Origin of the sequence: Mucilaginibacter hurinus, assembly GCF_003324525.1 — a bacterium.
GTDB classification, from domain to species: Bacteria; Bacteroidota; Bacteroidia; order Sphingobacteriales; family Sphingobacteriaceae; genus Mucilaginibacter; species Mucilaginibacter hurinus.
Genome location: NZ_QGDC01000001.1, coordinates 571206 through 586744, shown reverse-complemented (window position 1 = coordinate 586744; position 15539 = coordinate 571206). Strand labels below are relative to the sequence as shown.

The following is a 15539-nucleotide window of genomic DNA, read 5'->3' as shown; positions in this document are numbered from 1 at the left end:
CAATCACTGATCCCTACGCTCAAAAATGCCATACCACCTTCACACTCACATTCCTGCCCGTATTGTAAATTCCCAGCCTGCCGGTGGGCGATGACTGGTAATATTCAAAGTACTTTAACCTGTTAAGGTTGGATTGATAGGCCTTATCAAATAGGTTGCTGGCTTGTAAAAACAGTTCGAGATAATTTTTTGCCGCCCTTGGTTTAATGGTAGCGCCTGCGCTGATATTGATCAGGGTATAACCGGGGGTGTATGTTTCGGTATCGTCCAGCGCGTAAAACTTGGTTTGCTCCGAGTAGATGTCCGCTTCGATACCCGCGTATACTTTCGAAAAGATGCCGTAAGTACCCTGAGGCTTCAGCCGCAGTTCTGACCGCATGTGTAAGGGTGGGATGAAAGGTAAATATTTTGCCGCGCCATTCGACTGTGCAACCAACTGCGCATTTTTATTGATTCCCTGCACATAAGCCAGGCTGTTGTTAAGACACAGCCATTTGGCGCTTTCTGGATGCAGGTTCAGCGTTACCTCGGCACCGTAAAGACGTGCTTTTGATTGCTGATACTGGTACGTGCTATTGCCGGGAACTACTACCACTGGGTTTCCGTTTTCATCGGTCAGCTTAGCCTGGTATATATAGTTATCAATGTTATTGTTAAACAGCTCCAGCAAAATGTCCATATCCTTAAGGTAAGCAATGAAGCCAACATCCTGCTGCAAATTAAACTCAGGCTTAAAGTTGCGGTTGCCTAAATATACAATATGTGCACCAGGGTCTAACCCGTTCGATCCTATTTCGGTTATATTTGGTGCACGGTATCCACGTGCTATATTGCCTTTTAGTAGAAGGCGCCCGGTGATGTTATACGTTAGGCCCACGCTGCCTGATACACCTGTATAATTATGGTTAAACCTTGGGAACTGTAAGTCGGCGCCCGGCGTTCCCGCGTTAACGCGCTTACCGAAACCTGTTTGTGCATCCGTGCCCACATAAAAATCGTTCCACTGAATGTGGCGGTTGTCATACCGTATGCCACCTGATACATCGACTTTTCCCAACGTTTTTTTGGCGAATACATAGGCACCGATGTCAAATAAGTTGTAATCAGGTATCGGAAAATCCGTTGCTTGTTTGTTGCGGTTGGTTTGGTAAAAGCCGTTTGCGCCTATGGTGCTTTCTATGCCGCCTAAAGCCGGCAAATTGTAGCGTGCCTCATAGTTTAATGTATTCAACACTATGTCAAGAGCGGCCTGGTTGGGGGCGGTAGGGTGGGTGAACTCACGGCGGATGTTTTGCTGCAGGCCTAGTAATGTATTTATAGTGCCGCTACCCAATTTAAACTGGCTTTGCGAATATAAACGGTAATGTTTGATACTTTGTGTAAGCGGCGCAATGGCGTAGGTTTTAAACTCGTCGTCGGTAACCAGGGGCCGGTTTTTTATATCATCTGCATCGCCCTCAGCTACCTGTTTGGTGAATCTTCGGGTAAGCGAGTCGCGGCTTCCATCCGGAATTTCCTGTTTGTTATGGTATAACGTTGCAGCTATTTGGGTGTACCCCCACTTTTTATCTGTACGCGCTATGCCTGACAAGTTGATTTCCCTGAAACCGGAATTATATACATAACCGTCAACACTATTGCGATAATCATGCGCGGCCTTTACTGTCCCCCTGAAATTGTATTTCCAGGCGTTGGTTTTATAACCCAATCCAATGGAGGAGCCTATCATGCCATTGTTGTTTTGGTATTCAGTGATAAAATCACCTTTGAAGCCATTTTCTTCCTGTTGGGTATAGGGTATCATATTAATAACTCCTGCCAGTGCGTCTGACCCATAGGTTAAACTGGCGGGTCCTTTTATTACCTCTACACGGCCCACGCCATAAGCATCAATCTCAATGCCATGTTCATCGCCCCACTGCTGGCCCTCCTGGCGTATCCCGTCAAACAGGGTAAGCACACGGTTGTAGCCTAACCCGCGTATAAATGGCTTGGATATATTTGGCCCGGTTGTTACCGCGTTAACACCCGGTACCCCCTTTACTATTGATTCAATAATATTGGTGCCGATGTTTTGTTGGAGTGCTGACTTGGACATTACAGCAATGGGCACAGGGCTTTTGCGCAACTCGGTAGCCCGGGATACGCCGGTAATAACAACCTCGCTTAACCTGGAGTTATATGGTTTAAGATTGGCATTGAGTGTAGTTGTTTCATTTACCTTTATAGTAACCGGTAACCGTAAATGCTCATAGGTTACACTTGAGAAATTTATTTTATAACTGCCCGCCGCAATATCCTTTAGTTCGTAATAACCGCTGTCGTTGGTAGTGGTGCCTAAACGCGTGCCTTGTACCGTTACCGTGGCATAGGGCAACGGTATGGTATCAGCCATTACGCGGCCTTTTACGCTGACGGTTTGCCCGTTAGCGAAGAGGGGAAGCAGTAAAAACAGAAAAAGTATTTGTCTAAGCATTATTTGTTATTTTGTGCAAACGTAAATAAATTATTTAATTAACATAACAAATAAAATTAGGTTTGTCTAATTTTATTTGTTGTAAGTATTAATTATGTTTGTTCAGTTGAAGAGTTAAGGATGCATACGCTATCAGAAGAAAATTACTTAAAGGCCATTTATCGACTATCGCAGGAGGAGGGCGTGAAGATAACGCCGACTGCCATTGCCGACTCGTTAGGGAATAACCCGGCTTCGGTAGTAGATATGATACGCAAGCTTACAGACAAGCAACTGATTGCGTACGACAAAAAATCAGGGGTAAGCTTAACCACTCAAGGCAGAAAAGACGCGGTACTGATAGTACGCCGCCACCGGCTGTGGGAAGTTTTTTTGCTTGAAAAACTGGGCTATCACTGGGACGAAATACACGATATTGCTGAAGAGCTTGAACATATAAGCGATACTACACTTGCCGACAGGCTCGAAAAGTTTCTTGGCTTTCCTGAATACGACCCGCATGGAGACCCGATACCACAGGCTAACGGTAAAATGGCCAAGCCTTATTCGGTTAGCCTGGCCGATATGCAGACAGGTACCACTTGCCAGGTAGCGGCTGTACGCGATACCAGCAGCGCGTTTCTGCAATATTTACTGAAACTTAACATAGGTATCGGCACAAAAATATCCCTTGAAGAAAAAATAAGTTACGATAACTCGCTGGTGATAAGTATTAACGGTAATGATAACACTACCGTATCACAAAAATTTGGAGAGAATATTTTGGTGGAGTAAGTAAAATAAATTCTAAGACATTTCGGGCTCTGTAATCATTTTGTCGCGAACTTTTAGCTGCTTGCAAGTACTATCTATTAAGTCAATTACAGCTTTGTCGCGTCCTGCAACTCGCTTTCCACTTTGTCATCAAAATACAATCGGTATATCATCCAATCGTTTTTGGGTTTGTAAAACATAAAAGTGTATCGTAGCGGCTGCAGGTCGTGCTTTACCAGGTAAGAATATACTACAAGGCTATTGCCAGCCTTTTTTTGTACGATGAGTTCTTTTCCCTGGTACTTTCCAACCAGTTCACGCGCTTTATCCATTTGCGATACCAGTTCGGTAAATTTGCTGGCATCCATGTTCGGGTTAGATGTAAATATGTTTTGTACGGCAGCGTTTGAACTTTCTTTATAATCCCTGAAAAATTTTTCAATAAGCGGAGTTACAGCTATAACAGGCGCCTTGGCTGTTGCGGTTGTTGTATCTTTTTTTGTTTGTGCTAGGACGCTGGTGCAAAATATGCTGGCAACCATGGCCAGTGCAATTGTCAATTTATGTGGGTGTAGGTGCATATTAAAAATTTTACTTTCTGTTCGCCATAAAAATAGATAAATGAGGGCGAAATAAAAACTGACAAGGTACAAAAAAAGCCCGCTGTTAATGCGAGCTTTCAATATTTTATGAGTTGATTATTTGTTAACGTACATAACTTCTTTAACAGCTTTTACTACCCTATCGGCATTGGGCAGGTACTCTTGTATAAGTGTTGGAGCGTACGGAAGCGGAACATCGCCACCCATGATGCGCAGAATCGGCGCGTCAAGGTAATCAAAGGCGTCTTTCTGTACTTTGAAAGCTATCTCTGTAGCTATCGAACCTAACGGCCAGCTCTCCTCAATTAAAACTAAACGGTTGGTTTTTTTAACCGAGTTAATAACAGTATCGTAATCAATAGGGCGAACTGTGCGCAGGTCAATTACTTCGGCACTAATGCCCTCTTTTTCCAGTTCGGCTGCGGCAGCGTTAACTACCTTCATGATTTTGCCGAAACCTACAAGAGTTACATCCTTGCCTTCTTTGGTAACGTTAGCTTTGCCTATCTCAATGTAATATGTTTCTTCAGGTACTTCGCCCTTATCTCCATACATTAACTCTGATTCCATAAAGATTACCGGATCAGGATCAATTATTGATGATTTAAGTAAACCTTTAGCGTCATACGGATTTGATGGTACTACCACCTTTAAACCGGGGCAATTGGCGTACCAATTTTCAAAGCACTGGCTGTGCTGTGAGCTAAGCATACCCGCGTTCCCGGTAGGGCCGCGAAATACTATCGGCACAGAAAACTGCCCGCCGCTCATTGACATGATTTTGGCCGCGCCATTAATAATCTGGTCAATGGCCACCAGCGAAAAGTTGAATGTCATGAACTCGATGATCGGTTTTAAACCGTTCATGGCCGAGCCTATGCCTATGCCGGCAAAGCCTAATTCAGAGATGGGCGTATCTATCACACGCTTAGCGCCGAACTCATCCAGCATACCCTGGCTCACTTTGTAGGCACCGTTGTACTCGGCAACCTCTTCGCCCATCAGGTATATAGTCTCATCTTTGCGCATTTCTTCCTGCATTGCTTCCCGAAGTGCTTCTCTGAATTGTATTTCTCTCATTTTATACGATTAAAATGTATTTTTCCGGCTGCAAATATAATGGAATATTGTTTGAAATTCAACCGTCGCCCGCTTCGATATTATTTTATTGGCGCCAGGGTAATAAGCGGCTACTGCAAGCTGATATTCCCCATTTTTTACCGATATGGTGACCTATATTAAGCAGGCAACCATGTGCCCTTGCGTAAATGTTTTGCTACCTTGTACCTGTAAACACTTTTTTACATGAAATTCCCATCCGTTAAAATACTGACCGAAAGTGCAGCCGCTACCGTTAAACGTTTTCCTTTTGAGGTTCTTTTCGCCCTGGCCGGCACTATAGCGGCCCACATTAATACCAATAATAACTGGCATAACCGTCCCGAAGAAACATGGTGTTTCCGGGTAATGATGATGGCGAATCTCGGTTTATTACTTTCGCTTTCGACTACACTGTTCACTGAAAGCCGGTTATCTGGCAAAACAAATAAAAGTTGGCTGCTGCGCGGATTGGTGGCGCTATTGGCGTTAATGCTGTTACTGGTTATCAATCCTGATGAGCGCCAATTTGACTATCTGCGATTCCTGTTGTTCAGCCTCGGGTTCCATTTGCTTGTATCATTTGCGGCCTTTACATCGGGTGGAAATATACATGGGTTCTGGCAATTCAATAAAACCCTTTTTCTGCGCTTTTTAGGCGGCGCATTGTATAGCATTGTGCTATACCTGGGCTTAATTGCAGCGGTAGCCGCTACTAACTTTTTGTTTAACCTTAAACTAGACAGCGATATTTATATGACGGTATTTGTGTGGATAGCCGGCATATTTAATACGCTTTTCTTTTTAGCCGGAGTGCCCCGCGATACGGCGGTATTAGATAAAGATGAATCATATCCTAAAGGCCTTAAACTATTTACCCAGTATGTATTGATACCATTGGCTACGGTATACGTACTCATCCTGCTGTCGTACGAGGTAAAGATAGCCATGGAATGGCGCTTACCCAAAGGCATGGTTTCCAACCTGATATTAGGTTACGCGGTATTTGGCATATTATCTATTCTGCTGGTTTACCCCATACGTAACCATGAAGAAAACAAGTGGATAAAAACCTATGCGCGCAGCTTTTATATTTTAATGATACCCCTGCTGGTACTGCTGTTTTTAGCAGTAATGGCGCGCGTACTGCCTTATGGCATTACAGAGGAGCGTTATTTTTTGCTGGCTTTGGCGAGTTGGCTTCTCTTTATCACAGCCTATTTTTTGTTGTCGCGCAGGCAAAATATAAAGGTTATACCCATTTCGCTGTGTGTGGTTAGCTTGCTGTCTGTTTACGGGCCTCAAAGCGCTTATTCCGTTTCAATATATTCTCAGCGAAAAATACTCACTGACATTTTTGCCCGGTATGGAAGGTATAAAGATGGCAAATTGCTGCCCTTAGGCGATACTAAAATATCTGCCCGCGACGGTAAGGAAGCTTACGAAAAAATAGAATACCTATGTGATGGAGAGAATATGGCGGCATTACAGGGGTACATAGATGAGGACGCAAAAGCGGTTAGTGATTCACTGACAAAAAATATAAAAGAAAAAAGGTATTCGTACAGGAATGAAGTTGAAATGCGCCAAGTACAATGGCTCAGTAAATATTTGGGTGTGAATAAATTTTCTACAGAAAGATTCATTACTAATACAACCTACACATTTGGCATGGCAAACCACTCACTGATACCTATAGCCGGCTATGACTATGCAGTTAAATTTGGCGAATATTACAGTACTGCCGGCGATACCATGCGCGTTAAAAATGATCGGTTAACCGTAGTAAACTACAACGTTGACAGCGGACACTGCAAATTATCAATAAACGGCGATATAGTAAAAGTAAACCTGAATGACGTTGCCATGCGCCTGATAAGCCAGGAAAATACCATCAAACAGTATATCAAAAAATCTGACTATCAGACCGAGTATGCTTTACCGGAAGAAATGCTTACCGTAACCCGCGAAACTGCTGATCACATCATATCTATCAAAATAGTCAAGATGTCAATTGACATCCAGGATGATAATGTAAACAGCTTTTATAATACAGATGGATATTATTTGATAAAGAAGAAATAAATGAAAACCGTTAACCTTACTCTGCTGATCTGCGTTATTTGCATTACCAATACTTTTGCGCAGGCACAAATTATACAAAAGGTAATCGATAAGATATCCGGCTGCAAAAGTATATCCTATAACAGTACAAGCATGTCACTTAATCCCTTTGACGGTAATATTGACACATCCCACTACAGTGCGGGATTTTATAATCTTGCCGCGGATGGGCGGTACGCGATGTATTATATCTTTACTAATAGAAATTCGGGCAAGTACAAGTATATCTATCAAAATAAAAATCTGATAAGCATTGATTTTCAGCAAAGTAATTACAGATTTGAAAAAGATTATACCAGTGGGAGCTATGATAGTTCACCTATGGCTATAATTGATAATCTGGCTGAATACCTGAAAAATGATAAGTATAAACTAACACAGTTAGCAGATACTAGGATTAAGAATATCGGATGTTCACATGTGTATTTAATGCTGGAGGACACCTTGAAAAGCTCTTACTTTAAGTATCACATATTTATTAGTAAAGCCGATAACGACATTATATATTTAAGAAAGGCACTACAGGGAGAAATGCTGAAAGGTGGTATGTCACTTGGACTATTTAAGATGGAGAGCGAGCAGTATTTTACCAACTATAAGTTCAACGCTGCATGGCCACGTGACAACGTCTTTAGTATACCCGACGGATTTACCGAAGAAGTAAGCAAAACCACTTTAACACCCGGCCTAAGAAAAGGCACAGTTGCCCCTCGTTTGGAGCTTAAATCAACTGAAAATGAGCTACTTGTGATGGAAAAGCTAAAGGGGAAGGTTGTGCTGCTTGACTTTACATCTATTAACTGCCCAGCCTGTATGCTTGCGGTTAAGGCTTTAAAAAACCTGCATCAAAAATATAAAGCCAGCGACGTAGAGATAGTTACTATCAACACATTAGATACCCGCGATGCTATTTCTAAGTTCAGGAAGCTGAATAATATAACGACCCCTATTTATGCTGATGGGAAAGAAGCGGCGAAAGCATATAACACGTATGGCACACCTAACTTTTACATTATTAACAAGCAGGGCGAAATAGTTGAATATTACGATGGTTTCTTTAAGAATTTTGAGCAAACCGTATCGGCGAGAATTGAGGAACTGCGGTAACCATAATCGTTTAATTCGGCTTGGTACACGGAGTTCTGTAGCAGCTAAGCGGGTCAAGCCCGCTTTAATACTATACCCTAATCCTCTTCTCTAATCTCTGATCCCTACTTCCGCTCCCCCTTTAAAGTAGCCGCTATCTGCAATGCACGGTACGCATTAACAATTCCACCGGTTTTTGACAGCGTAGCAAAGTTTACTTTATCCTCTTTACTGCCTGGTTTAATAACCAAAGTATTTACCGGTGTTGCCGATTGAAGAATAACCTGTTTTAATTGGCGCGCACTAAGCGCAGGATAATATTCCAACACAAGGGCGGCTACACCTGCCACAATTGGCGAGGCGAAGCTGGTGCCGTCGGCTACGTTAAATTCGGCGTCCTTATCAATCGAGGTTACGCTAACGCCGGGAGCAAATATATCCACGTTTTTTTTGCCATAGTTACTAAAGTTGCCTGCAAGTTGTTCATCGTTTTTGGCCGACGATGCACCCACGGATATTACGTTAGCTGCATCTGTTGATGATCCGTCTTCAAACGTGTCATTGGGATAGTGGAAAGTTGAATCAGCATTCTGTCCGTCGTTGCCTGATGCCTGTACCAGCAATACATCCTTAGCAGCCGCATACTTGTACGCATCATCTACCCATTTTTTATGCGGCGACAGCTTTTTGCCAAAGCTCATATTAATGATTTTGGCGCCGTTATCAACCGCGTACCGTATAGCTTTTGCCACATCCTTATCATACTCATCGCCGTTTGGTACCGCTTTTATGCCCATTATGCGTACGTTGTCGGCCACGCCGTTAATGCCGTAGTTATTGCCATGTACGGCACCAATTAAACCGGATACTCCTGTACCATGTGATGCATCGGGGAATTTCAACAGATTATTGCCGTATGGCTTAGTATCCCAAACGTCCGGATCGTCGCCCATAATGCGTTGCCGTGAAGTAAGGTCGGGGTTAAGGTCGTTATTTAACTTAGCCAGGTATTCGCTAAGGCCCTTAATAATATGAGCCGCATCTTTGCCGCCGTCTTGTGCAAATACTGATTCCCATACCATTTTGCTGCGCATAACTGTGTCGTTATCCGCATTTACTTTGGATAAGTCATCTTTTGTAAATGATGCATCTGCCGCCAGGTTAAGTGACCTTTTTATGAAGCCGCTGCTCGCCATCAGTGCGTTTAGCACGGGCGATATTTGCTCTGATTCAACCTGCGCCTTACTTACAGTACTATCGCGTATAGCTTTTACCTTAAGCCAATAAGCGTATTCCTTTTTATTGGTGGCGGTAGCTTGTGTTAATGAAGCATATTTGCCTTTTAACCGGTTGTACTCTCTAACTTCTTCGGTAGTTTCGGTATAGTTGGCTTTACCCCCGGGGCCGCCTAAAAAGTTCCAGCCGTTTATATCATCTACGTAGCCGTTCTTATCATCATCCTTGCCATTGCCGGCAATCTCTTTGGCGTTTACCCAAAGCACAGACTTCAGATCTTTATGCGCGGTATCTATACCGCTGTCAATGGTAGCTACAACAACTGTTTTGCTTTTTTTGCCTTTCACCAGGTTATAAGCCGGGGCAAGGCTAATGCCATAAAAACCATCTGTTTTTAAATCGAGCGTATGCCAGTTAGCTGGTGCATCGGCTGCGGCAACAACCGTATCAGGAGGTATTTGCGCATAAGTGTTTAAATTGATAAATAACGCGCCTGCTATAAAAGGCACAATGAATTTTCGGATATTATACATATGTTTCATTTTAATATACCGGTTTACGTTCACATAGACTTAAACCTACAAGTCAAATTTAATGCCCTGTGCTAAAGGCAACGTTTTTGAATAATTTATAGTATTTGTTTGCCTGCGCATATACACTTTCCAGGCATCAGAACCCGACTCGCGACCACCGCCCGTTTCTTTTTCGCCACCAAAGGCTCCACCTATTTCGGCGCCCGAAGTGCCAATATTCACGTTGGCAATACCGCAATCAGAACCCGCGTAAGACAGAAATTGTTCGGCCTCGCGCAAATTATTGGTCATTATGGCTGATGACAGGCCCTGCGGCACAGCATTTTGCATGGCAATGGCGTCATCAAGGTCTGTATATTTTATAAGATAGAGGATGGGCGCAAAAGTTTCATGTTGTACTATATTATAATGATTCTCTACTTCGGCAATGCATGGCTTTACATAACAGCCAGAAGCATACGCTTCGCCGCTAAGTATCCCGCCCTCAACAATAAAGTTACCGCCTTCGGCTTTACATCTCTCTATCGAATCAAGGTAGTGCTCAACTGCATCCTTATCTATAAGCGGGCCCATGTGGTTATGCTCATTAAGCGGATTACCAATCCGTACCTGTTTGTAAGCATTCACCAGTTTTTGTTTAAACTGATCGTAAATACTGTCGTGAATGATAAGCCTGCGGGTACTGGTACAGCGCTGTCCGGCTGTACCTACCGCGCCAAATACCGCGCCTATAAGTGACATGTCCAGGTCGGCATTTTCTGTTATTATAATGGCATTGTTACCGCCGAGTTCAAGCAGGCTGCGGCCCAGTCGGCCCGCTACTGCCGCCGCCACCGCTTTACCCATACGGGTTGAGCCGGTTGCTGATACAAGGGGTACCCGTGTGTCGGCGCTCATCAGCTCGCCAATATCCCTGCCGCCTATAACCAGGCCGGAGACGCCCTCCGGCACATTATTTCGCTTAAAAACCTCTTGCGTAATACGTTGGCACGCTATCGCCGTAAGCGGTGTTTTTTCAGACGGTTTCCAAACACAAACATCACCGCATACCCAGGCAAGCATGGCGTTCCAGCTCCAAACGGCCACCGGGAAATTGAATGCCGATATAATCCCGACGACGCCTAAGGGGTGGTACTGCTCATACATGCGATGTAACGGCCGTTCTGAATGCATGGTAAGCCCATACAATTGGCGGCTCAGCCCCACGGCAAAGTCGCATATATCTATCATTTCCTGCACCTCACCTAAACCCTCCTGCAGGCTTTTTCCCATTTCGTAAGACACCAATGTGCCCAGGCTTTCCTTCCTGTTGCGCAATGCGTCGCCTATTTGGCGTACAATTTCACCACGTTTTGGAGCAGGTATGCCGCGCCAGGTTTTAAATGCAATTAACGCCTGGTCAACCACATGGTTATAGTCGCCGGGTGTAGCAATTTTTACCGACGCGATATGCTTTCCGTCCACCGGCGATATGATGTCCCGGGTTTCGGCAACAGGATTGCTGCCCCAATCGGCTCCCGTACTAAAAGCGTTATTAATGTCGTTTATATGTAAATGATGCAGCACTTTTGAGATATCCGGGCTCATAAAACGTAAATTTGTCAAAGGTAAAAATCTTTAAGGCAAAAATTGATCACCTACCCGTTGCCGTATAATTGATAATTATTTATTATCAGCCAGTTGTAGTTTGCAGCTGTTGACAATGTGCGAATGTTGAAAACTTATTTGCCTTTTGGATACTGATTGTTATTAACTTAAACGCAGTTAACCCCCTAAGCAACCTGAAATTTGCTTCGGGTAACATGTTCTGCAAACCCAATTAAATGGAAGAAGAATTTGAATTTGGCTTTTCCGAAGATCCGAAATTTTCGGTTGAGCGGTACGAAGAGATGATTCGGAATCATGATCAGTACTTTTTTGATGCGCAGGCGTTTGAGAACATTATCGACTATTATATCGAAAAGAACGACCCGCCAAAGGCGTTGCAGGTAGTTGAGTACGCACGTAATCAGCATCCTTTTGCCGCGGTATTTTTAATAAAGCAAGCCCAGCTGCTGGTGGTAACCAACCGCGCCAGCGAGGCTTTTGCCGCCCTTGACAAAGCCGCGATGCTGGAGGCCTCAGACCCTGACATATATGTGATACGCGGAAACCTGTACGAGAGTATGGAGCGTTATACCGAGGCGCTGGAGAATTATGAAAAGGCGCTTGATATGGCCGAAGAGACCGACGAGGTGTTGTTGCATATAGCCTATGTACATCAAAACATGGGCGATTACGAGCAGGCAATTGCTTACTTAAAAAGGTGTCTTGAGCAGAACATGGAAAACCAGGACGCGCTGTATGAACTGGCGTTTTGCTATGATGTGCTGGACAACCAGGAGGAGAGCGTACAGTTTTACATGCAATATATAGATAATGAGCCGTATAGCTATGCTGCCTGGTATAACCTGGGCAACGCGTATACAAAACTCGGTTTATTTGAAAAAGCTATAGATGCCTACGATTACGCGATACTCATTAAAGACAGCTTTGCATCAGCGTACTTTAATAAAGGCAACGCGCTGGTAAATCTTGAAAAGTACGCTGAAGCGATTGAAGTTTACCGCCAAACTTTTGAATACGAGCAGCCAAACGCCGATACCTATTGCGCCATAGGCGAGTGCTATGAAAAGCTTGAGCAAATGGACGATGCACGCGCATTCTACAAAAAGTCGGTAAAAATGGATTCCAAGCTGGCTGATGCCTGGTTTGGGATAGGTGTAACGCTTGATTTTGAGGAACGCTACTTTGAAGCCCTGCACTTTTATAAAAAAGCGCTGGATCTGGATATTGCCAACGCCGATTACTGGTTTGCCATTGCCGATGCCGAGTACAAGCTTGGCCGGATAGCCGAAGCCGAAGAAGCTTATGAAAAGGTAGTAGAGTTAAATCCGCTTGATGTGGATGCCTGGCTGGATTATTCGTCCATATTATACGAGCAAGAAAAGCTGATTGAGGCCATAGAGGTGATGACACAGGCAATAAAGAATAACCCCGAAGCGGCGGAACTGTATTACCGCATGGTGGCCTATCTTTTTGCAAAAGGAGATTATAACGAGGCGCTTAACCATCTTGAAATGGCTTTAGCCTCTGATCCGGAGAAGCATTATATTTTATTTGATTACCTGCCCCAATTACAAAAAAATAAAGTGATTATTGATATCATCAATAAGTACACGAGATAACCGTAACATATACCGAAATGTAGTGTTACAAAAAGGAAATCTATTATAACCCTGTTATATTAGATTTCCTTTTTATTTTAGCGGTGTTTTTAATATTTATACGTTTATATGAATTATACCATCAGCGGACTTCCGGAGCGGGCGGTAAAACCACGTGATACAGGCATTACCATGGTAATGGATAAGGGCCTTAGCCTGCGCGAAGCCGAAAATTTTATTGAAGTTGCTGGTGTTTATACCGATTTGGTGAAGCTTGGCTGGGGAACATCATACGTTACCCCTAATCTTGATAAAAAAATACAGATTTATAAAGACGCTGGCCTGCCGGTTTATTTTGGCGGCACCCTGTTTGAAGTGTTTGTGGCCCGGGGGCAGTTTGATGATTATTGCCGCCTGCTGGATAAATATAAGCTTGAAATTGCTGAAGTTTCGGATGGCTCCATTACCATCCCGCATGAGGAAAAGTGCAACTACATTAATAAGCTAAGCAAACAGGTAACGGTGATTTCTGAAGTAGGCTCAAAGGACATTACCAAAATATTTGCGCCTTATAAATGGATTACCTTAATGAGTGCCGAGCTGGAAGCCGGATCGTGGAAGCTGATCGCTGAATCGCGCGAAAGCGGCAATGTGGGTATCTACCGTGATTCAGGCGAGGTACGCCAGGGTTTGGTTGACGAGATACTTACAAAAATACCGGCCGACAAAATCATCTGGGAAGCACCCCACAAATCGCAGCAGGCCTGGTTTATTAAACTTATTGGCGCCAATGTGAGCCTGGGCAATATTGCTACTACTGATGTGATACCGCTTGAAACGCTCCGTTTGGGTATCAGGAGCGATACGTTTGATCATTTTTTGGAAGTGTGAGATTAAGGATTGACACGATCCAAAACCTCTTTGCCAGAAGATGTTTTTAATCACAAACTATTTTATAGCATATTGATAGACAATGCCCTTGTTACTTGAATTGCTCAGGATATATATCTTGCTAGTAAACTGATTGTAGTGCATGGCGTTATTGCTTTCAGTTGCCGGCATCGCAGTGGATAATTTGCCCACATATCCAGCGGCATTAACAACCCTGAAGGCATCTCCTCTATTAAGCAATAAAATGTTTTGTGTATTATCAACTATTAAACCTTGTGGTTGAGCTATTACAGCCACGTTCGCAGCACCTTCTTTTGTAACTGGCCCGTTTGTTCCGGATATGTAGGTAGCAACACCGTTCGGACTTACTTTGAATAATTTCCCCTGATCCGGTCCGCTACTGTTAATCACATAATAGTTATCATTATAATCTTTAAGTAAACTATGCTTCGGCACAGGTACATCAAGTGTTTGTACTATACCCGCCCGGTTAGCTCTTAGTACTTTTTTAGTGGGGTACAGGTTCTCAAGCAGCATTAACCTTTGTCCCTTTATATCCACCATCAAGTCACTCAAACCCTCAAAGTTTTTCCCTGTGCCATCACCCAATAATTTGTTGAGTTGTCCGTTGGGATTAATTTTATAAACGGCGCTGTTTGTTAGCCTGTAATTCCAGTTAGCCCATCCTTCCGGGTAAATTATTTCCTGGTAACCTTCGTAACGATCGCGCGTGATGTACACATTGCCCGAACCATCATTGTCAATTCCTCTTATATCGTAATGGTATTCAAAGGGATTTTCAATGGGTACGGGTGCCTTATATACAGTATTGATGGCCCAATTCGGGCTGATCTTTTTTACTTCCTGATAACCACTGATTGCATAAGCAACACCATTCCCCGAGCGATCAAATGATAGGTTGGATATATAAAAGTTAGTGTCAAAAGCTCGCTCTTTTACCAGGCTGAGTACTTTAAAGTCTGTTATCGAGGTGGCGGTAGAGCCGTTTACCGTTACGCTAACTTTGCCGGTGGTAGCATCACCCGGTACTGTAGCCACAATTTTAGTAGCGGTAATTGAATTGATCAGGCCTGGCTTTCCGTTAAATTTCACAATAGTAGCGCCGGGCGCGGTGCTGAAGCTGCCAGTAAAAGTGACAGCAGTGAAGTTTAAACCCGCAGATGGCGAAAATGTGAAGTCCGTAGCATTAACCTGCGGCAATACATTATCTGACGGCCCTGAAATCAATGGTGTTTGGTCCTTTTTACAGCCAGCTAAAGCAATAAGCGAAAAACAGGCAAGCTTTTTAAAGAAGTTCATGTATTAAGGGTTAAGGTTGCAACAAATATAATATTTGATAATAACTATTATTGGTACTGTTAAAATAAAGTTTACAGGACTTTACACCAAAATAGCCTAAAATAATCTGCAAAGTTTAATGAACGGTTGTTAAATGCGGTTTCACATCAAGAGATCGCGCATTAAAGAAATGATGGCTCAAAAACTCCGCATTTATTTATATTCGCCATAGAAA

General features: G+C 43.4%; 11 protein-coding genes. 5 read left to right on the top strand and 6 right to left on the bottom strand.

Annotated features, from left to right (window positions below):
- Positions 1 to 19: 19 nt before the first annotated feature.
- Entirely contained in the window at positions 20 to 2476 is a 2457-nt protein-coding gene (locus DJ568_RS02605; RefSeq protein ID WP_114003662.1) for a TonB-dependent receptor, read from the bottom strand.
- Between the two features lie 120 nt (positions 2477 to 2596).
- Here DJ568_RS02605 and DJ568_RS02600 point away from each other — a divergent pair, with 120 nt between their 5' ends.
- Entirely contained in the window at positions 2597 to 3250 is a 654-nt protein-coding gene (locus DJ568_RS02600; protein WP_114003661.1) for a metal-dependent transcriptional regulator, read from the top strand.
- Positions 3251 to 3336: 86 nt separating this feature from the next.
- Here the strand turns inward: DJ568_RS02600 and DJ568_RS02595 are convergent, their stop codons facing one another.
- Both DJ568_RS02595 and DJ568_RS02590 read right to left on the bottom strand, forming a co-directional pair.
- Positions 3337 to 3789, bottom strand: a complete 453-nt coding sequence (locus DJ568_RS02595) for a hypothetical protein (RefSeq protein ID WP_147238698.1) — start codon at positions 3787 to 3789, stop codon at positions 3337 to 3339.
- A gap of 138 nt (positions 3790 to 3927) precedes the next feature.
- A complete protein-coding gene (locus tag DJ568_RS02590) occupies positions 3928 to 4911 on the bottom strand; it encodes a pyruvate dehydrogenase complex E1 component subunit beta (RefSeq protein WP_114003659.1) in 984 nt (327 codons plus the stop codon).
- Between the two features lie 225 nt (positions 4912 to 5136).
- Here DJ568_RS02590 and DJ568_RS02585 point away from each other — a divergent pair, with 225 nt between their 5' ends.
- Together DJ568_RS02585 and DJ568_RS02580 are read left to right on the top strand one after the other, a co-directional pair.
- Positions 5137 to 7014, top strand: coding sequence for a DUF4153 domain-containing protein (locus tag DJ568_RS02585; RefSeq protein ID WP_114003658.1), 1878 nt, complete (start codon positions 5137 to 5139; stop codon positions 7012 to 7014).
- Entirely contained in the window at positions 7015 to 8160 is a 1146-nt protein-coding gene (locus tag DJ568_RS02580) for a peroxiredoxin family protein (protein ID WP_114003657.1), read from the top strand.
- Positions 8161 to 8264: 104 nt separating this feature from the next.
- Here DJ568_RS02580 and DJ568_RS02575 read toward each other — a convergent pair whose 3' ends face one another.
- Positions 8265 to 9908: a S8 family serine peptidase gene (locus DJ568_RS02575; RefSeq protein ID WP_158534855.1), complete on the bottom strand. Its 1644-nt coding sequence runs from the start codon at positions 9906 to 9908 to the stop codon at positions 8265 to 8267.
- A gap of 45 nt (positions 9909 to 9953) precedes the next feature.
- Positions 9954 to 11495 (bottom strand): L-piperidine-6-carboxylate dehydrogenase, encoded by a 1542-nt coding sequence (amaB, locus tag DJ568_RS02570; RefSeq protein WP_114003655.1) that lies wholly within the window; start codon positions 11493 to 11495, stop codon positions 9954 to 9956.
- A gap of 236 nt (positions 11496 to 11731) precedes the next feature.
- Here amaB and DJ568_RS02565 point away from each other — a divergent pair, with 236 nt between their 5' ends.
- A complete protein-coding gene (locus DJ568_RS02565) occupies positions 11732 to 13135 on the top strand; it encodes a tetratricopeptide repeat protein (protein WP_114003654.1) in 1404 nt (467 codons plus the stop codon).
- 108 nt (positions 13136 to 13243) lie between these two features.
- Positions 13244 to 14005: a phosphosulfolactate synthase gene (locus DJ568_RS02560; protein ID WP_114003653.1), complete on the top strand. Its 762-nt coding sequence runs from the start codon at positions 13244 to 13246 to the stop codon at positions 14003 to 14005.
- 57 nt (positions 14006 to 14062) lie between these two features.
- Here DJ568_RS02560 and DJ568_RS02555 read toward each other — a convergent pair whose 3' ends face one another.
- Complete coding sequence (locus DJ568_RS02555) at positions 14063 to 15325, bottom strand: hypothetical protein (RefSeq protein WP_114003652.1); 1263 nt, start codon at positions 15323 to 15325, stop codon at positions 14063 to 14065.
- Between the last annotated feature and the right edge of the window lie 214 nt (positions 15326 to 15539).